Here is a 17,802-nt window from a genome sequence, read left to right on the forward strand (position 1 = left end):
CTGGATAAGCGGGTTCCTTACGATTTTACGGTAGCGCCGCGACCGCGCAGCGATTAGTCTGGCGACAAATCGTCAGTATACTGCCAAATTGGGAGGAGCGACCGTGCGCATCGCCGTGATCGGAGGGGGTCCCGGAGGTCTTTATTTCGCGTATCTGTGGAAGCAGCGCCACCCCGACGCCGAGATCGATCTGTTCGAGCAAAACGCCGCCGGCGCCACCTGGGGCTTCGGCGTGGTGTTTTCCGAGCAGGCATTGGAATTCCTGCGTGCCGACGACCCCGATACCGTCGATGCCATCGCGCCGAGGATGGAGAGCTGGAAGAACATCACGCTGAATTTGCGCGGCGAGAGCGTCGAGATCGACGGCGTCGGCTTCTCCTCGATCGGCCGGCTCGATCTATTGACGATCCTGCAACAGCGCGCTTTCGCCGCGGGCGTCATGCCGCGCTACGACACGCAGGTCGCTTCCGTGGACGCGCTGGCCGGCTACGACCTGATTGTCGCGGCCGACGGCCTGAACTCGCTGGTGCGCCGCAGTCTTGAGGGCGATTTCGGGACGTCCTTGTCCTATTCGCCGAACAAATTCGCCTGGTACGGCACGACAAAACGATTCGAGACATTGTCGCAGACTTTTGTCGAGACCGAGCTCGGCGCGTTCAACGCACATCACTACCGCTATTCGCAGGGCATGAGCACGTTCCTGGTCGAATGCGATCTGCCGACCTGGCAGCGTTATGGCTTTGCGGACAAGACGATCGAAGAATCAAAGACCATTTGCGAGCGCATCTTCGCGGCGACGCTGGGCGGCCATGCGCTGGTGTCGAACAAATCGGTGTGGCGCAATTTCCCCTGGGTCTGGAACGAGCGCTGGTCGTTCAAGAACATGGTGTTGATCGGGGACGCGCTGCATTCGGCGCATTTTTCAATTGGGTCCGGGACCCGGCTGGCGATCGAGGACGCGATCGCGCTTGTGAAGGCGCTGGAGGCGGAAGGCGAGATCGCCGCAGGGCTCAATCGCTACCAGGCGGAGCGCCAGCCGATCGTGAAGAAGCTGGTCACCGCGGCGCGCACCAGCGCCGATTGGTACGAAAAATTTCCCGAACATATGAAGCTCGACCTGATGGATTTTGGCTATAGCTACATCACCCGCTCGGGGCGCATCGACGATGCCCGCCTGCGCGCGATGTCGCCGGCCTTCATGGCGCGCTACGAGGCCTCGCGGCGTCAGCCGCAGCGAAGCGGGGAAAAGCGATGATGCAGGAGATCACAGACCGCGTCCCGGGCAATTGCCCAGGAGCTGTGGAGATCGGCTTTGCGATCCCGGACAAATATAATGCGAGCCGTATCCTGTTCGACAATCTCGGCAAAGGCCACGGCGGCAGGCTCGCGCTCACGGGACCGCTGGGTACCCGCAGCTACAAGGAACTCTGCGTGGACGCCTCGCGTTGGGGCCACGGCTTTGTATCGCTGGGCCTCAAGCGCGGCGACCGCATCCTGATGTTTCTGGACGACACGCCCGCCTACCCGGCGGCGTTCTTCGGCGCGGTTCGCGCCGGCTTCGTGCCGCTGTTGATCAACACGCTGACGCCATCCGACCTGCTGCAATTTTATCTGGCGGATTCCGGCGCCTCCGTTGCCGTCACCGATGCCGAGTTTTGCGCCCGCTTCGACGCGGTCGCCTGCAAGGACACGCCATTGCGCACGCTGATCGTCGTCAACGGCGCGGCCGGCGAGCACGCCGCACCCGACATGATTATCGCCGAAGCGTGGTTAGCCGCGTTTGCCACCGAACTCGCCGAGGCCGATACCGGCCGCGACGAGATGGCATTCTGGATGTATTCGTCGGGCTCGACCGGACGCCCCAAAGGCATTGTCCATCTGCAGCACGACATGGCCTATAGCGAGGTGGCCTTCGCGCGCAACGTGCTGAAACTCACACCCGATGACATCTGCTTTTCGGTGCCAAAAATGTTTTTCGCCTACGGCTTTGGCAACTCGATCACCTTTCCGTTCTCGGCGGGCGCCGCGACGCTGCTGCTGCCGAGCCAGCCAAAACCGGCCGCGATCTTTGAAGCGATCGAACGCTTCCGCCCCAGCGTGTTTTTCGGACTGCCGACGCTGTACACCTCTTTGACAAAAGCCGAGGGCGCGGCGGATGCGGATTTTTCCTCGCTGCGCATGGCGCTCTCCGCCGCCGAAGTGCTCTCGTCCGAAGTTTTCAACGGCTGGAAGAAACTCACCGGCCTCGAGATCGTCGAAGGGCTCGGGTCCACCGAAGTGCTGCACATCTATCTCTCCAACTTGGCCGATCAGAAAAAGCTCGGCGCCGCCGGACTTCGCGTGCCCGGCTACGAAATCGCGCTGAAAGACAAAGACGGCCGCGAGGTCGGCGACAACGAAGAGGGCATCTTGTGGGTGCGCGGCGATTCTTCAACGCCGCTGTACTGGAACCGACCCGACAAATCGGCGGAGACTATCCGCGAGGAGGGGTGGATCTACACCGGCGACCGCTTTGTCCGCGACAGCGATGGTTTTTATTTCTTCCGCGGCCGCGCCGATGATCTGATAAAAATTTCCGGGCAATGGGTCTATCCGCTCGAGGTCGAGCTTTGCCTCGCCGAGCATCCCGAGGTGCGCGAATGCGCGGTGTTTGCCGCCGAGCTGCCGGACCGGCGCATGACGCTGAAGGCGGTGGTCGTGATGAACAGCCGCGAGTACGACGCAAGCGCGACGACAAAAATATTGCAGGATTTTGTGAAGGCGAAGTTGTTGCCTTACAAATATCCGCGCGAGATAAAATTCCTCGACGAATTGCCGAAGACCGGCACTGGCAAGATCGACCGCCAGGCGGTGTTGCGGATGTAGGGGCTTGCGCCGCTGCGCCCCCTCTCCCGCACTTGCGGGGGAGGGTTGGGGTGGGGGTGCCCGCCAAGTAGCGAGCTGTCGAAAACGTGGATAGATTTCCCCCACCCGCCGCGCTCCGCGCGTCGACCTCCCCCGCAAGCGGGAGAGGTAAGATCAGCTCCCCAGCCCTGTCCCGCCATAGAGCCACGCCAGATCGCCGTAATAATCCTCCGACGATTTTGCGCGCATGATGGCGTTGCGTAGTCGCGCGTGTTCTCCTGAGGGGTGATAGATGTGCTCGCCGATGGCGCGGGATAATAGTTGCACGCGCGCGGTGCGCGGAAAGCGCTGCGCGCGATAATGCTGGAGGGCTAAGGCGTGATCCTCATGTGTCGAAAGCATATGCGACAGGCACACCGCGTCCTCCAGCGCCATGCAGGCGCCTTGCGCGAAATATTGCAGCATCGGATGGGCGGCGTCGCCGAGCAGCGCGACCCGGCCGTCGACCCAGCGCTCGTTCGGATCGCGGTCGCACAATACCCAGAGGCGCCAGTTCCTGCCGTGGCGAATGATGTTTTGCGCACGCGCGTGCACATGCGCAAAACCCTGCATCACCTCTTCGTCTGACACCGGCTTTCCCGCCACCGGTTCCGGCGCATCGTTGTGACAGGTCACAACGAGGTTGAAAACTTTCCAGCCCGACAGCGGGTAATGCACGATGTGGCATTTCGGGCCGGCCCACAGCGTCGCCGCGTTCCAGCGCAGATCTTCCGGCATCTCGTCGGTCGGAATCACCGAGCGATAAGTGGTGTGACCGGAAACCCGCGGGCGCCCATCGCCGATCACGGTATTGCGGATGTTCGACCACAGCCCGTCGGCGCCGATCAACAGCGATCCCGTGACGCGCTCGCCATTGCCAAGCCGCGCCGTCACGGACGAGGCGTCCTGATCGTAGCCGAGCACTTCGGAGCTCACGCGCAGATCGATCAGATCATGGTTTTGACAGGCCTTTAGCAGCACGCCGTGCAAATCGCCGCGATGCACCACCGCGTAGGGATTTCCAAAGCGGGCGCGGAAGGCGTCGCGCAGATCGACATGGGTGATCTCTTCGGCCGTCAGCGCATCCATCAGCCGGAGCTGATCGATATAAACAGCCATGCCGCGCGCGGCTTCGCCGACGCCGAGATAGTCGAAGGCATGGAACGCATTCGGGCCGAGCTGGATGCCGGCCCCGATCTCGCCCAGCGTGGATGCCTTTTCGAGCAGAACCGAAGAAATTCCCTTTTGCGCAAGTCCAAGCGCCGCGGCCAGGCCGCCGATGCCGCCGCCGGCGATCAGGACCGGATGCGTGCCCAAAAATCCCATCAGCCGGATTTCCCGAGATGTTCAAGAGCGTCCTCGGCGCGCAGCGGCACCCGCGACGCCTCGTTGTTGAGATCGACCAACTGCGTCAACAGCGCCATCAGCGCCTTGCGGTCGGCCGGTTTTAACGGCTGCAGCATCCGCGCTTGCGCCCGATCGACCGCGGGCATGATGTCGTGCAACAGCGCCGAGCCTGACTTGGTCAGATAAAGCAGTTTTATTCGTTTATCCTCGCGCGACGGCTTTCGCTCGATGTATTTTTTGGTCTCCAGCCGTTCGATCACATTGCCGAGCGTCGAGCGGTCGAAGGCGATCACGGCGGAAAGCCGCGTCGCATCGATGCCGGGATGGGTGTGGATCGCGACCAGTGCGGCGAATTGCACCGGCGTCAGGTCGTGATCCCGGCATTCCTCGACAAAGATCGAGACCGCGATCTGCTGCATGCGCCGGAACAGATAGCCCGGCGCGTCATAGACCGCGTCCATCGTCACCGGTTGGGTCTTGTTATTCGGCATCGGACTGCCGCTCCGGTGCAGCGTCCGCGAACGCCTTGAGGGTTTTTGCGGCCGCCTCGGCTTTCAGGAGACGCGGAAACGCGGCGAGATCGACACCGAATCGCCGCGCATTGGCCAACTGCGGCACCAGGCAGAGATCGGCGATGGTCGGATCAGCGCCAAAGCATAACGGACCCGGCTCTTCGGCGATCAGCGTTTCGCACGCCGCGAGCCCCTCGCGATTGGCCCACGCCGCCCAGCCCGTGACCTGCTCCTCGGGCAATCCGAGCTGCCGCAGCCTTGCCAGCACTTTCAGGTTCTGAACGGGATGGGTGTCGCAGGCGAGCGCCATCGCAAAGGCGCGGACTTTGGCCCGGCGCAGCGGGTCCTTTGGCAGGAGTGGCGGTTCGGGGTGGGTTTCGTCCAGCCATTCGATGATGGCGAGCGACTGGGTGAGGATCGCGCCGGTGTCATTTTCCAATGTCGGAACCAGCCCTTGCGGGTTGATCGCCAGATAGCTGGGCGCGCATTGTTCGCCCTTGCGAAGGTGATGCGGCAGGTGCTCCGCGCCTAGTCCCTTTAGATTCAACGCAATTCTGACCCGGTAGGATGCGCTGCTGCGGAAATAGCCGTGCAGCCTCATGGGAGCCTCCCTCGATTTTTTCTGGCTTGCTTGACGCTAGACATATTGTAAGTATGCTGTCAATCTCGAGAAGCAACAAGAACCGGGAGGCCGCCATGGAAGCCGTACAGAAGACGCCAGAACGCGAGGCGTTTTACAAGAAGATCGACGGCGAAAATCTCTCCGCGCTCTGGAACGTGATGGGCGATCTGATCACGCCGGAACCGAAGAGCGCCTGCCGCCCGCATCTTTGGAAATTCGACGCCATCCGCGACTATATGACCGAAGCGGGCAAGCTGATCACCGCGAAGGAAGCCGAGCGGCGGGTGCTGGTGCTGGAAAACCCCGGCCTTCGCGGTCAGTCGAAGATCACGACCTCGCTGTTTGCCGGCGTGCAGATGGTGATCCCCGGCGACGTCGCGCCGGCGCACCGGCACAGCCAGTCGGCGCTGCGTTTTGTGCTCGAGGGCAAGGGCGCCTATACCGCTGTTGATGGCGAGCGCACGGCGATGGCGCCGGGCGATTTTGTCATCACGCCGTCGATGACCTGGCACGATCACTCCAACGAGACCAACGAGCCGATGTTCTGGCTCGATGGCCTCGATATTCCGATGGTGCAGTTCTTCGACGCCTCCTTCGCGGAAGGCTCCAACGAGGATCAGCAAAAAATCAGCCGCCCCGCCGGCGACAGTTTTGCGCGCTATGGCCACAATTTGCTGCCGGTCGACGGGAAGCGCAAATCGAAGACGTCGCCGATCTTCAACTATCCCTATTCCTACACGCGCGAGGCGCTGGAGCAGGCGAAGGTGCGCAACGAGTGGGACGCCTGCCACGGCCTGAAACTGAAATTCTCCAATCCCGAAACGGGCGATTTCGCGATGCCGACCATCGGCACTTTTATTCAGCTGCTGCCGAAGGGATTCAAAACCGCGCGCTATCGCGCGACGGATGCGACCGTGTTCGCCGCGATCGAAGGCAAGGGCCGTTCCCGGATCGGCGAGCAGACCTTTGAATGGGGCCCGCGCGATTTGTTCGTGGTGCCGAGCTGGCAGTGGGTCACCCACGAATCCGACGAGGATTCGGTGCTGTTCAGTTTCTCGGATCGCCCGGTGCAGCAGAAGCTGGACCTGTTCCGCGAAGATCGCGGGAATGCGTGAGGGATAACCTCGCCCCGCTTGCGGGGAGAGGTCGGCGCGCAGCGCCGGGTGAGGGGGACTATCCGCGAGTCCGAATGCGTGGAGAGAGCCCCTCACCCCGACCCTCTCCCCGCGAAGAGCGGGGCGAGGGAGAAGACTCAGCGCCAGTGCAGCAAGCGCGTTTCCAAGAGATTGATCAGCTTCCCCACCGCCAGCCCGAACAGCGATAATATCACTACCCCCGCCAAGAGCTGATCGGTCTGCATGAGATTGCCGGCCTGCAGCACGAAGGCGCCGATGCCGTATTCGGCGCCGATCATCTCGGCGCTGACTACCAATAGCAGCGCGACGGACGCGGTGATACGAAAACCGGCGAGGATCGAGGGCAGCGCGCCCGGCCAGATCACGCGGCGGACGATAGCGTGAAACGGTACGTTAAAACTCTGCGCCATCCGGATCAGATTGCGCGGAACATTGTCGACGCCGCTATAGACCGAGATCGCGGTGGAGAAGAACACCCCAAGCGCGATGGTGGCGATTTTTGGTTCCTCGCCGATCCCGAGCCAGAGAATGAGCAGCGGCAGCAGCGCGATTTTGGGAATCGGAAACAGCGCCGAGATGAAGGTGATGCCGACGCCGCGCGCGAGGTTGGAGAGCCCGATCGCAAAGCCTGTAATGACGCCGGCGATAGTTCCTAAAATCCATCCGATGCCGATGCGCATGATCGAATAGGCCAGATGCTGCCAGAGCGCGCCCGAGATCGCGAGCTGCCACATCGCGCGCGCGATCGCGGTCGGCGGCGGCAGGAACAGCGGATTGACGAGACGCGTGCTTCCGGCCAGTTGCCAAAGCCCGAGCGCCAGCGCCAATGCGATCCAGCCGGAATAGCGGCCGGCTTTCGGCATGAACCCCGCGCCCCGAAAGGCGACCGGCCGCGTCGCGGTTTCGCGATCGGTCGGCTCTGAGGTTTTTGAGGTTGGCGCGCGGTCAAGCATGCTGGACCTCGCGCTCGGCATCGATCGCCTCCTCGCGGATCAGCGACCAAAGCCCGCTTTGCAACGAAAGCAGTTTGCCGCGGGCATTGATGTCGCCGCGCTCGTCGCGGGTCAGCGGAATGGCGACGACCTCGCGGATGCGGCCGGGCCGCCGCGACAGCACGACAATGCGGTCGGCGAGCCGCACCGCTTCCTCGAGATTATGCGTCACATAGACCGCGCCCATCGAGCCATCGGCGAGCAGACTGACAAAATCCTCCATCAGCAATTCGCGGGTTTGCGAATCCAGCGCCGACAGCGGCTCGTCCATCAACAGTATCGCGGGCCGCACCGCGAGCGCGCGGGCAATGCCGACCCGCTGGCGCATGCCGCCGGACAATTGTTTTGGGTAGGTGCCGCGAAAGTCCGAGAGCGACGTGCGGCGCAAGGCGTCGTCAACGATCGCGCGGCGCTCGGGTATAGCGAGGCCCGTGTGCAGGAGCGGAAATTCGACGTTCTCTTCGACCGTGCACCAGGGCAGCAGCGCAAAATCCTGGAACACAAACGTCAGCGGATTGAAGCTTCCCGGCGGCGGCGCGCCGCGCCATTCCGCCGACCCCGCACTCGCTCGCAATAACCCGCCCAGAATCGAGAGCAGCGTACTCTTGCCGCAGCCCGACGGTCCGACGATCGCCACGACCTCGCCCGCGCCGACCGTGAACGATACGTCGTCGAGCACGTCGAGGGCGCCAAAACCGTGACTGATATGGTCGGCGATCAGGTCCATTTGGTGTCCAAGTTGTCATTCCGGGATGGTGCGTTAGCACCAGACCCGGAATCTCGAGATTCCGGGTTCGATGCTTCGCATCGCCCCGGAATGACGGCTTCAATTTATATCAGCATCAATCCGGCTTCACATAATCCTTGGCGATGATGGCGTCGACACCGAATCCCTTGTCGACAAAGCCCTGCGCCTGCAGCCACTCGACCTGGTTGGCGACATTCTTGACGTCGAGCTTGCCGTCGGGGTCGATATAGGCGCAATTACCGACCACCTGCTCGACCGGCAGATTGGTATATTTGGCGATGATCTCCAATAGCGGCTTTGTCGCTTCGTTGATCGGCGCCTTGCCGTCGGCGACGGCCGCGAGGATCACGTCGTGATATTCGCGATCGGCGCGCGCGAGCGCTGCCAGAAGTTTTGTCACCAGCGGCTTGTTAGCCAGTGTCTTGGGCGAGGCGAATACCGCGCCCAATTGCCATGGCGTCTCGTCGCCGACCCAACCGAGCAGTTTTGCTCCGCCGTCGTCGATCAATTTGCGCGCGGTCGAGGCCGGCAATAATGCAGCATCGACGGTCTCGCCTTTCAAGGCGGCGGCGGCGTTCGACAGCGATTGCAGCGGCAGCACTTTTGTCTCGCTGAGCTTGAAACCGTATTTGTCGGCGAGCAGGCCGAGCGAATAGTGAAAGCTGGATCCGACCTGCGTCACCGCCACTCGCTTGCCGGCGAGATCCTTCGGCGTCCTGAGACCGGCAGCGTAGGCGTTGTTACTGGCGAAATATCCAATCAAGGGATACCCCGCCTTCTCGCGGCTCATGCCGCCGATCACTTTCAAGGTGCCCTTGCCGGCGAGATTGTAGAGCCCCGCGGTGAACGCGGTGACCCCGAAATCGATATCGCCCGAAGTGGTCGCGACCGCGATCGGCTGCGCGGCGTCGAAGAACTTTAGGTCGACATCAAGCCCGGCCTCGTGAAAGTAGCCCTTGTCCTGCGCGATGAACACCGGCGCGGACGACGACAGGCGCAGCACGCCGACTTTCGCTTTCAGCAAATCATCCGCCCGCGCGATCCCGCTCGCCGCGATCATCAGCAGGCCCGCCAAGGCGAGCCGTGCAACCCTCATCATCCAGTTTCCTCCGTCTGTTATTTATTATAACCCTTTAGGGATCGCCTGATCCTGCCCGATAAACGCGCCCTGTTGCTTCAACTGTCGTTGCAATTTTTCAACGGCAATGTCGCGCGGAATTGTATTGCCGCCGAGCGCCAGCGCCGCCGCCGTTCCCGCCGCTTCGCCCATCGCAAAACAGGCCCCGGAGACGCGCGCCGCCGACTGGCCATCATGGGTCATCGAGGCGCAGCGCCCGGCCACCAGCAGATTGTCGAGACCAACGGGAACCAGCATCCGATACGGCAATTCATTAAACCCCCGCGACTCCGGGATCGGCGGAAATTTGAAGATCACGTCGCCCGCGACATGGGATTCCATCGGCCAGCCATTGACGCCGATCGAATCCGCAAACGACGTGCAGCCGAGCACGTCCTCGCCGGAGAGCATGTAGCCGCCGACCACGCGCCGCGTTTCGCGGATGCCGAGCTGCGGCGGCAGATCGACGATGTAGGATTTTTCAAACCCCGGCACGGTGCGCAGGAACTCGAACGCCTGCACCGCCTGCCGGCGGCCATCGATCTCGCCGCGCGTGAGATCATCCGGCTCGAGCCCGTTGATCGCGGTGCCGTCTTCGCGCGCGAGCTGGGTAAAGTTTACCCGCCATTCGATTTGCGAACGCTGCGGCCGCACGATCGCGGCCTTGCGCGGAAAGTGATGCGTGCCGCTGGCTTCCGCCTGCTCCATCAGCGCCGGGATCGTCCGCCAGGCTTCGCCCGCCTTTTGCGGATCGATACCGTTGAGGCGGAACATCATCGAGGGGTACAACATGCTGCCGGCATTGTCGCCGACCTCATAAGGCGCGCCGGCCCAGGCCGCGAGATCGCCGTCGCCGGAGCAATCGATGAAAATATCCGCCGTGATCGCCTGCCGGCCGGCCTTGGTCTCGACCATCAGCGCGTTGATGCGCCTCTCGTCATGCATCACGACGCCCGCGCCGAGTGCGTGGAAAAGAATATCCACCTTGTGGGCGGTAAGCAGGTCGTCGGCCGCGATCTTGTAGGCCGCGGTGTCGTAAGCCTGCGCCAGGATTTTCCCGAGAATGAGATGCGGCGCATTGAGCCCATCGAGCCGATCGATGCACGCCAAAAACTCCGAGGCGATGCCCTGCACCACGCGATGCATCTCGCCATGCACATTGGCATGCAGCCCGCAAAAATTCGTCACCCCCGCCGCCGTGCCCATGCCGCCGAGAAAGCCGTAGCGCTCGATCAACAGCGTGCGGCGGCCGGCACGCGCCGCGGCGACCGCGGCCGCGATCCCCGCAGGTCCGCCGCCGAGCACCGCGACTTCATATTCGCCGTAGAGCGGCACCTGGCGCGCGGGTTCTTCGATTGACCTGGAGGGCAAGTTGGGGTTCCCGGATGGTGGGCGGGGATCATGCCCCGGCGGACCGATTTTAGCCATCGCGCCAAAGGACTAGCGCGCTGTTTGTATTTTGTCGCCTGCATGGTTTGCAAGCTCTGGCCCTGCCGCAACAAAATAGACCGCGTGCCGCTGTCGGATTTCATCCGCCAATTTCGTCATCCTGTCGAGGATTGGCCCGCCAAGGAGGTTCGGCAGATGGCAACCAAGGAAGAGGCGATAAAGGTTCAATTCACCGCGCAACTTCAGAAAAGCCCCGCCAAAGGCGGTTGGAACTACGTTATTTGGCCTGAATCGGCCACGTTCTTCAAAACCCGCGGCCTGGTGAAGGTTCAGGGCACGATTGACGGGCGTCCCTTCCGGAGTGCGTTCATGGCGATGGGCGGCGGGGTGCACAAGCTGCCGGTCAAGGCGGAAACCCGCCAGCTCCTCGGCAAGAAGACCGGCGATATCGTAACCGTGCGGCTGATGGCGCGGGAACGGAGGTGATGGCGGCTGCGATGCCCGCAGGCCCACCGCCGAGCAGACCCACCTCATACTCCCCTCATGCTGTCTTGTGATCAACAGAGATCGATCGTGAACGGGTCACGATGATGCTGTCGCTTTTGCCCTCGGCCGGCTGCCGCGCTTGCGGCCGGGTGGCTGGGGCGCACCTCCGGATGGCGTTTTTCTGTTGGCAGGTAGCACATTCTGCTGAGACTGCCGGCGTGGCGTGGAAGCTCCCTGAGAAATGTCCTTGCGCTGCTCGTCTCTCTGTTCAGCAAGCAAAAGCAACGGGGCGTCCCCACCGCTATTGAGCCCGACCAGGAAATCCATCCCGGCGCGCATCACATGCTCGGCTGCAAGCGTAGCGGCGGCGCGCTCGTCGCCCTTGATGATCGCGCGCAAGATCGCCGCGTGCTCCTCCCAGGAGCGGGCTTGCCGGCCCGGATCCATCGGCGCGAACAGCATCGCGGTCCGTTCACGCAGTTTCTGCAGCAGATCCCCGAGAACCGTATTTTGTCCGGCCGCGGCGAGTTCGCTGTGGAAACGCTGGTTGAGATCGAACAACTGCTCAAAACGCTTGGCCGCGACTGCCGCATTTCCCTTGCTCAGCACCGCCTCGATGCGCTTGATGATCTGCTTGTCCTGCCGGCGCGCCGCGAGCCTGGCGTTCTGCCCCTCGAGCAGGGCCCGCAATTCGATCGTCTCGCGTGCCTCCTGCTCCGTCATCGTCGCTACCGCCGCGCCCCGACGCGCGGTTACTTCGATCAGACCCTCGGAGGCGAGCGCACGGATCGCCTCGCGCACCGGATTGCGGGAGACCCCCAGTTCGTCGGCAAGACGGCCCTCAATCAAACGTTCGCCTGGCTTCAATCGCCCGGACAAGATGGCCTGGCGGAGCTCCGCCACCACCTGGTCGTGAAGCGGGGAATGGGCCTCGCCAAGTCGACGCTTCGCTGTTCCGATCGTGAGCGCCATGTCGTCAACCTATCCAAAAATCAATCGGCCGCCGTCGAGACAAGCACAACAACGCAGACGATTCTGAAGCGCGCGCCAGTTTACTGCAATCCGCCCCATATGCCATCCGGTCGATACGCATAGCCTTCCTTGCGCACAGTTCAGCGGATCGCATCAAATGCGCCATTGAGCGCGCCATAGGATTCGGCTTCATTCCCGGTAACCGTGCCGGCTGCCCGGCTATGTGACTGTCCATGGTAACCTATTGCGCCGGTCCATCGGGCGGGGGTGCAACTGCCGCTACGTCCGGCTCGCTGCGGGGGGCCGCGGCACGACGCTCCGCCAGCGGCACCCAGGAGACACTGACGTCGCCGTTCAGGAAGGTCTGGCAGGCCATACGGTAACCGGCCTTGAATTGCTCTTCGGTCAGATGTTTGCGCTCTTTGGGCTTGATGGCATCGGTGTGCTCAAGGCCTTGCTCTATCCTGCATTTGCAGGTGCCGCATAGTCCGCCGCCGCACTTGAATGGAATCCCGCCCTGCTCGCGCAACGAAACCCGCAGCAGATTGCTGTTTTCCGGCGCGCTCGCCACCTTGCCGTTGTTCGTCAGGAATGTGACTTGAATCATGTCGGTGACCGGCTGACAACACTTCAGCTTGCAGGCAGCGCCGTCTTGCGCAACTCGGTGTCCATGTGGCCGAACGTCGTGAGGTGCTGCAGCTCCTTGAGCGCCTGCTCGGTCGTCTCGAATTTTTCCAGGAATTTTACAGGCACATCGTTGACGATCGCGGTGTCGTCTTCGACGACGCGGATCTTGGTGCGCTCTTCAAGCAGTTCCGCGATCACGAAGTGCGCTTTGGTATGCCCGTAAAACAGATAGTCGTAAGCCTCGAGCGGCCGAAGACCCCTGACGGTCTCGGTCCTGAATTGTCCGGGCTTGCTTGTCAGAATGACATACATGGCAATTCCTCATTGTCATTGGCAACGCGCCGGACCGCTCGCCGCGGTCAGGAGCCTTGAAGAGCCGCGGGTGCCGAGGGCTCGATCGGGATCTCGTCTTGCAAGAGTTCTACATCGTGGCTGAGCCAAAGCTGACAAATCAGCCGGTAGCCTTCATCCAGTCCCGGACCCAACCGCCTCTTTTCCTTCCAGTTCGGCTCAGGCAATTGCTCGGCTCCCTTAAGGACACGGCAGGCGCATTTTCCGCACTTCCCCATCCCGCATCCATATCGCAGATGAGGATAAGGAAACTGCCTGATGCCCGCCTTCACGACCAGATTTGTGTTAGCTGCCACCTCGCCGTGATAGGCGTGACCGTCGCGATGCAGGGTTACCTTGGGCACCCGATCAAGCCTGCAGCAATTGCCGCTCGCCTTGCTCAACTTTGCGCTCGACGTTCTCGATCTCGCTGATCGGAACGTCCTTGGCGACGTAGTCCCAATAAAGCGCGGTGGTGTACAGTAGCCGCATCTGCGCCCCTATTTCGCAGATTTTCAGGCAGCGTTGTTGCAGCTCGACAGTATCGGCGTGCTCAAGAACGATCTGATAGCCGCGTTCGCCATGGATTTCGTCGGAAACGATATGGAGATCGAAGAATTCGACTTCCTCATCGGTGAATTTGTACTTCTCGCGCAGGGTCGGCGTTTGCTTGCGATAGATCGACGGCACCTGCGACTCCAGACCGACCACGAGACCGGCGACCGCGACGATCGGATCTTCGCGCATCGCCACCGCATAACACCAGCTCTGCAGGCCGCGCGTGGTGGCGGTCATGTTGTCAGGATCGATGACGCGCGCGCGCGTCGTGCCGCAGGCTTCGGCAAAACGGATCAGGAGATCGGTATGGCGGTCGCCGCCAATCTCTTCTTCGTACATGTTGGCCAGCAGGAAGTCCTTGGCCTCGGTGTACCGTTCCGGCATCCGGGCATAGACATAGGCCAGATAGTCCGCGAACGGCCCGACATAGTGGTAATGATTCTCAGCCCAGCTTGCGAGATGCGCCCGGCTCAGCTTGCCGCTTGCCCAGGCGATGCTGAACGGGGCCTTGTTGGCGCTCTTGCCCTTGATCGCATTTTCGAGAGCGGTGCGGAATTCCACATGGTTCATCAATTCAGGCATGGTCGCGTTCCTTTGTGGACATGGCTGGTCGAGGCGGCATTGGATCACCAAAATTGTATACTTTATACGAGAACAGTCAATCGGCGGACCTGCTCATATCGCAGGCGCTTGTGCAGTCATTTGACCATTCTTTGGCGCACCGCATCACAAATTATCGCTTGCGTTCGAGAATACAGTATACAATCCTTTGGCCGTAAGCTCGGCAGTCCGGTTCCATTCGGCGAGGGATACATGAGTCAGCACGTCACGATCACCGCCGCCCATTGGGTCTATCTCGCAGGTGTATTGGCGGTCGTGCTCACGATGGTGCTGCGCGCCAACGTGGTTGTCCCTTCCATCGTTGCCACCTTCGCCGTGGCGTTGGTATGGACGCACAGCCCGGTGAGTGCGCTTGGAAGCATCTTCAATGCCAGCTTCGTCGCGGCCAAGGAGCTGTTCAACATCTTTCTCGTGATCGCGCTGATCACCTCGCTCCTGAACGCACTGAAGTCGCTGCGCTCCGACGTTCTCATGGTGCAGCCGTTCCGGACGGTGATGACGAATGGTCACACCGCCTTCTTTGTGCTTTCTGCCGTGACCTATGTGATTTCGCTGTTTTTCTGGCCGACGCCCGCCGTTCCGCTGGTGTCGGCGGTGCTGTTGCCCGCCGCGATCATCGCCGGGCTGCCGCCGATCGCCGGCGCGATGGCGATCGCGATCGCCGGTCAGGGCATGGCATTGTCCTCGGACTATGTGATCGGCGTTGCCCCCGGCATAAGCGCCAAGGCTGCCGGCGCCGCAATCAGCGCCGCAGCAGTGGCCGACCGCGCCCTGGCGCTGTCACTTATCACCGGCGGCGTTGCCTTGCTGCTTGCCTATTTCTCCATTCGCAAACTTATTCGTCCGGGCAGCGAAGCGTTGCTGCTGCGCTGGCAGCGTCAATCGAGCACGGGTGAACTCGAACGCCTGGAAGCCGCCGGCAGTTTCGACAAGGCCGAGATCGCGCGCGGTACCAGTGCCAGCTATGAAGAACCACTCGCGGTCGATGCCCAGATCAGGACCGAGCTGCCCGTCGGAAAGCGGCGCGCCTACTGGTCGAAATTCTTCGCCATTCTCACTCCACTCGGATTCCTGGCCGTGATCGCGGTGATGGTATTGCCCAAACTGGGCGCTGGCCGCGGGTTGCCGGGACTCAAGGGCGGCGACGCGGCCGCGCTGGTCGGCGGCATGGGTGCGGCGCTGATGATTCTGGCGACGCTGGCCGCCGAAGGTCCGCGCAAGAGCCTCGACGTCTGTGCCGACCATATCACCGACGGCTTCGTTTTCGCCTTCAAGGCGATGGGCTCGGTTCTTCCGATCGCAGGCTTCTTTTTCATGGGAGCAGGCGGCGATCTCGCTGCCGGCGTTCTCAACGTCCCGGTCGGCGAAGCGCCGCCGTTGCTGTTCAACTTGATCCAGAACGCCCAGCAATGGATTCCGCACAATCACGTGCTGGTGGCATTTGGCGTGCTGCTGGTCGGCATGATCACCGGCGTCGATGGTTCCGGCTTCGCCGGCCTCCCGCTCACGGGGTCGCTGGCGGGCGCGCTTGGACCGACGGTCGGGCTTGACGTGACCACGCTGTGCGCCGTCGGGCAGATGGGCGCGGTGTGGACCGGCGGAGGCACCTTGATCGCATGGTCGTCGCTGATCGCGGTGGCGGGGTTCGCTCGCGTGTCGGTGCTCGACACGGTCCGCGCCCTTCTGCTACCCGTGCTGGCCGGTCTCTTCGTATCGACCGTCTGCGCCGTCCTGTTCTGGAGCTAGAGCCAGCCATCATCAGCATTCGCAGTGCGAACCGCCGGGTATAACGAATGAGACCTTCGATCAAATTGGAGCTCGCAGAAGCGCGCCACATGGTCGCCGCCGCCATCCGTAAATCCTTCGAGATCGGTGTGCCGGAGACGGTATGCGTCGTCGACGAAGGCGGCTATCCGCTGGCACTCGAACGGATGGACGGCGCGCGCCTGACCGGACCCCAGATCGCCTGGAACAAGGCCTTCACCGCGGCCGGGCACAAGCGCTCGACCCACTTGTTCAACCAGGCGCCGAGCGGCCCCGCGCTTCCGGGCAATGAAGCCTTTGGCATTCAGTGGAGTTTCGAAGGCAAATTTGCCGTGTTTGTTGGCGGTTTTCCGATCGTCGTGGACGATGAGGTCGTCGGCGGCATCGGCCTCAGCGGCGGCAACGGCGAGCAAGACACCGCCTGCGGCGTCGCGGCCCTGCAGGCCCTGCAGGAGTTGCTGGCGCCGAACAAGCATCACGTTCTGGTCCAGGCCGACATCAAGATGTGATCGACGGGCAGCGGCGCCTCAACGAATGGGCATCAGATTTTGCGGCGCGGCGTACGGTCGGCTGATGGTCGGAAACAGCGGCTTGGGACGCGGCGGCGGCGGTCGTGTCAGCGCGACCGGCGCCGACGACGCGTCGAGCGGCACATCGTGCGGCGTCGATTTACGCAATCGAATTTCAATTCGCCGCCGCTCGCGGATGTCACCGGAAAAAAAGCCGTCGACGGCGAGCGTCTCGTCGGTATTGACAAGTTGCGCGCCGGACAAAGGGATCAGCTTGTATCCATAAAGCAGCGGCGACCGATTTAGCACGCTGACCACGGATACCGCCCTGGCGAGCCCGAGCCCCGCATTGTCGGCCGGGACGAGACTGGCGACGTCGGCGTAATTCTTCAGAACCGGCACCAGATCACGATCGAGGTTTGATTGCCGCAAACCCACCGGCTGTTCATCGGTGTGGCCGACGACTTCGACGACATCGACGTCATACTTTTTGATCAGCGCGGCGATTTCCTCGGGCGTCGAAGTTATCAGCTTGTCGCGAAACTCGGGCGACAGCTCCGCGCTTCCCGTCTCAAAGAAATATCCGCCGGCTTCGCTCAGGCTGATGATGGGAGGCCATTGATGGGCCGGTTGGTTGCCAGCGGAAAGCCCTTTGGCAATCGCGTCTGCAATCATTTGCGGCGTCGTTGAAGGCTTCGCAAGCTCCGGCATGATTTTTTCGATACTCCCGACGATCTCCGCGTCGCGCAGCGCCTTTTCCACGCTGATGCCCCTGGAATTGAGCCGATCCACATTGGCGAGCCGGTCGCTGATATCCTTTTCCGACAGGCCGCCCTTTTTCAATTCGGCCATTGCATTGCGGCTTTCCACGAGCTCGCGCCAAAATTCATCCACGGCCTTGGCGCCGGCCGAACTCGAGACCTCGGAGCGAAGCCGCTCATAGAGCTCCGGGTTCTGTTTGATCGCCATGATCAGATTATGCTCGGCCATGCTGTCCACCCGCTCGACACGGACCTGCTCTTCGGCCTCCTGCCGTCTGGTCTGTTCTCTCTTCAGGAACGTGGCCATCGTGATCAAGAGGCAGAAGATCAAAAGGATGACGATCTCGGCCATGGTCAGGCCGAGCACCAGACCCTGGCGATACGATGACGATTGCCGGAAGATATGACCGTCCATAGTGAGCCTGCCT

Annotated in this window: 19 protein-coding genes; 6 read left to right on the forward strand and 13 right to left on the reverse strand. The window is 62.1% G+C overall.

Annotation, left to right across the window (positions count from 1 at the left end; translation table 11 throughout):
• The first annotated feature begins 103 nt into the window (after positions 1-103).
• Both B5526_RS16425 and B5526_RS16430 read left to right on the forward strand, forming a co-directional pair.
• Entirely contained in the window at positions 104-1,255 is a 1,152-nt protein-coding gene (locus B5526_RS16425) for an FAD-dependent monooxygenase (protein WP_079539531.1), read from the forward strand.
• A complete protein-coding gene (locus B5526_RS16430) occupies positions 1,252-2,865 on the forward strand; it encodes a benzoate-CoA ligase family protein (RefSeq protein WP_079539533.1) in 1,614 nt (537 codons plus the stop codon). Before B5526_RS16425 ends, B5526_RS16430 begins: the two co-directional genes overlap by 4 nt.
• A gap of 153 nt (positions 2,866-3,018) precedes the next feature.
• On the opposite strand, the gene B5526_RS16435 is transcribed toward B5526_RS16430, so the two are convergent.
• From B5526_RS16435 to maiA, 3 genes are read right to left on the reverse strand one after another with little or no spacing between them, the layout of a single operon-like run.
• The gene (locus B5526_RS16435; RefSeq protein WP_079539535.1) at positions 3,019-4,209 is read right to left on the reverse strand and encodes a 3-hydroxybenzoate 6-monooxygenase; all 1,191 of its coding nucleotides are present in this window, start codon (positions 4,207-4,209) and stop codon (positions 3,019-3,021) included.
• Positions 4,209-4,721 (reverse strand): MarR family winged helix-turn-helix transcriptional regulator, encoded by a 513-nt coding sequence (locus B5526_RS16440; RefSeq protein WP_079539537.1) that lies wholly within the window; start codon positions 4,719-4,721, stop codon positions 4,209-4,211. The genes B5526_RS16435 and B5526_RS16440 overlap by 1 nt, the downstream gene beginning before the upstream one ends.
• The gene (maiA, locus tag B5526_RS16445; protein ID WP_079539539.1) at positions 4,711-5,343 is read right to left on the reverse strand and encodes a maleylacetoacetate isomerase; all 633 of its coding nucleotides are present in this window, start codon (positions 5,341-5,343) and stop codon (positions 4,711-4,713) included. Before maiA ends, B5526_RS16440 begins: the two co-directional genes overlap by 11 nt.
• Positions 5,344-5,438: 95 nt before the next feature.
• Between maiA and gtdA the strand changes: the two genes are divergently transcribed.
• Positions 5,439-6,479 (forward strand): gentisate 1,2-dioxygenase, encoded by a 1,041-nt coding sequence (gene gtdA, locus B5526_RS16450; RefSeq protein WP_079545050.1) that lies wholly within the window; start codon positions 5,439-5,441, stop codon positions 6,477-6,479.
• Between the two features lie 137 nt (positions 6,480-6,616).
• On the opposite strand, the gene B5526_RS16455 is transcribed toward gtdA, so the two are convergent.
• The 4 genes from B5526_RS16455 to B5526_RS16470 all read right to left on the reverse strand — a co-directional run bounded on the left by B5526_RS16455 (position 6,617) and on the right by B5526_RS16470 (position 10,728).
• The gene (locus tag B5526_RS16455) at positions 6,617-7,453 is read right to left on the reverse strand and encodes an ABC transporter permease (RefSeq protein ID WP_079539541.1); all 837 of its coding nucleotides are present in this window, start codon (positions 7,451-7,453) and stop codon (positions 6,617-6,619) included.
• Positions 7,446-8,219 (reverse strand): ABC transporter ATP-binding protein, encoded by a 774-nt coding sequence (locus tag B5526_RS16460; RefSeq protein ID WP_079539543.1) that lies wholly within the window; start codon positions 8,217-8,219, stop codon positions 7,446-7,448. The genes B5526_RS16455 and B5526_RS16460 overlap by 8 nt, the downstream gene beginning before the upstream one ends.
• Before the next feature lie 115 nt (positions 8,220-8,334).
• The gene (locus B5526_RS16465) at positions 8,335-9,339 is read right to left on the reverse strand and encodes an ABC transporter substrate-binding protein (RefSeq protein ID WP_079539557.1); all 1,005 of its coding nucleotides are present in this window, start codon (positions 9,337-9,339) and stop codon (positions 8,335-8,337) included.
• A gap of 24 nt (positions 9,340-9,363) precedes the next feature.
• Positions 9,364-10,728, reverse strand: coding sequence for an FAD-dependent oxidoreductase (locus tag B5526_RS16470; protein WP_079539559.1), 1,365 nt, complete (start codon positions 10,726-10,728; stop codon positions 9,364-9,366).
• 81 nt (positions 10,729-10,809) lie between these two features.
• On the opposite strand from B5526_RS16470, the gene B5526_RS16475 reads away from it, so the two are divergent.
• The gene (locus B5526_RS16475; RefSeq protein ID WP_244562308.1) at positions 10,810-11,232 is read left to right on the forward strand and encodes a DUF1905 domain-containing protein; all 423 of its coding nucleotides are present in this window, start codon (positions 10,810-10,812) and stop codon (positions 11,230-11,232) included.
• A 96-nt stretch (positions 11,233-11,328) separates the two neighbouring features.
• Here B5526_RS16475 and B5526_RS16480 read toward each other — a convergent pair whose 3' ends face one another.
• The 5 genes from B5526_RS16480 to B5526_RS16500 all read right to left on the reverse strand — a co-directional run bounded on the left by B5526_RS16480 (position 11,329) and on the right by B5526_RS16500 (position 14,301).
• The gene (locus B5526_RS16480; RefSeq protein ID WP_079539561.1) at positions 11,329-12,204 is read right to left on the reverse strand and encodes a GntR family transcriptional regulator; all 876 of its coding nucleotides are present in this window, start codon (positions 12,202-12,204) and stop codon (positions 11,329-11,331) included.
• Between the two features lie 241 nt (positions 12,205-12,445).
• Positions 12,446-12,811 carry a 2Fe-2S iron-sulfur cluster-binding protein gene (locus B5526_RS16485; RefSeq protein WP_079539564.1) on the reverse strand — a complete coding sequence of 122 codons (366 nt, stop codon included), beginning with the start codon at positions 12,809-12,811 and terminating at the stop codon, positions 12,446-12,448.
• A gap of 23 nt (positions 12,812-12,834) precedes the next feature.
• Complete coding sequence (locus B5526_RS16490) at positions 12,835-13,143, reverse strand: ferredoxin (protein WP_079539566.1); 309 nt, start codon at positions 13,141-13,143, stop codon at positions 12,835-12,837.
• A gap of 47 nt (positions 13,144-13,190) precedes the next feature.
• Entirely contained in the window at positions 13,191-13,565 is a 375-nt protein-coding gene (locus tag B5526_RS16495) for a 2Fe-2S iron-sulfur cluster-binding protein (protein ID WP_244562309.1), read from the reverse strand.
• Complete coding sequence (locus tag B5526_RS16500) at positions 13,531-14,301, reverse strand: TenA family transcriptional regulator (protein WP_079539570.1); 771 nt, start codon at positions 14,299-14,301, stop codon at positions 13,531-13,533. The genes B5526_RS16495 and B5526_RS16500 overlap by 35 nt, the downstream gene beginning before the upstream one ends.
• A gap of 231 nt (positions 14,302-14,532) precedes the next feature.
• Here B5526_RS16500 and B5526_RS16505 point away from each other — a divergent pair, with 231 nt between their 5' ends.
• Together B5526_RS16505 and B5526_RS16510 are read left to right on the forward strand one after the other, a co-directional pair.
• Positions 14,533-16,086, forward strand: a complete 1,554-nt coding sequence (locus B5526_RS16505) for a hypothetical protein (protein WP_079539573.1) — start codon at positions 14,533-14,535, stop codon at positions 16,084-16,086.
• Positions 16,087-16,133: 47 nt separating this feature from the next.
• The gene (locus B5526_RS16510) at positions 16,134-16,613 is read left to right on the forward strand and encodes a GlcG/HbpS family heme-binding protein (protein WP_079539575.1); all 480 of its coding nucleotides are present in this window, start codon (positions 16,134-16,136) and stop codon (positions 16,611-16,613) included.
• 18 nt (positions 16,614-16,631) lie between these two features.
• Here B5526_RS16510 and B5526_RS16515 read toward each other — a convergent pair whose 3' ends face one another.
• Positions 16,632-17,789, reverse strand: a complete 1,158-nt coding sequence (locus B5526_RS16515) for a hypothetical protein (RefSeq protein ID WP_079539577.1) — start codon at positions 17,787-17,789, stop codon at positions 16,632-16,634.
• Between the last annotated feature and the right edge of the window lie 13 nt (positions 17,790-17,802).

Source organism: Bradyrhizobium lablabi (assembly GCF_900141755.1).
GTDB classification, from domain to species: domain Bacteria; phylum Pseudomonadota; class Alphaproteobacteria; order Rhizobiales; family Xanthobacteraceae; genus Bradyrhizobium; species Bradyrhizobium lablabi_A.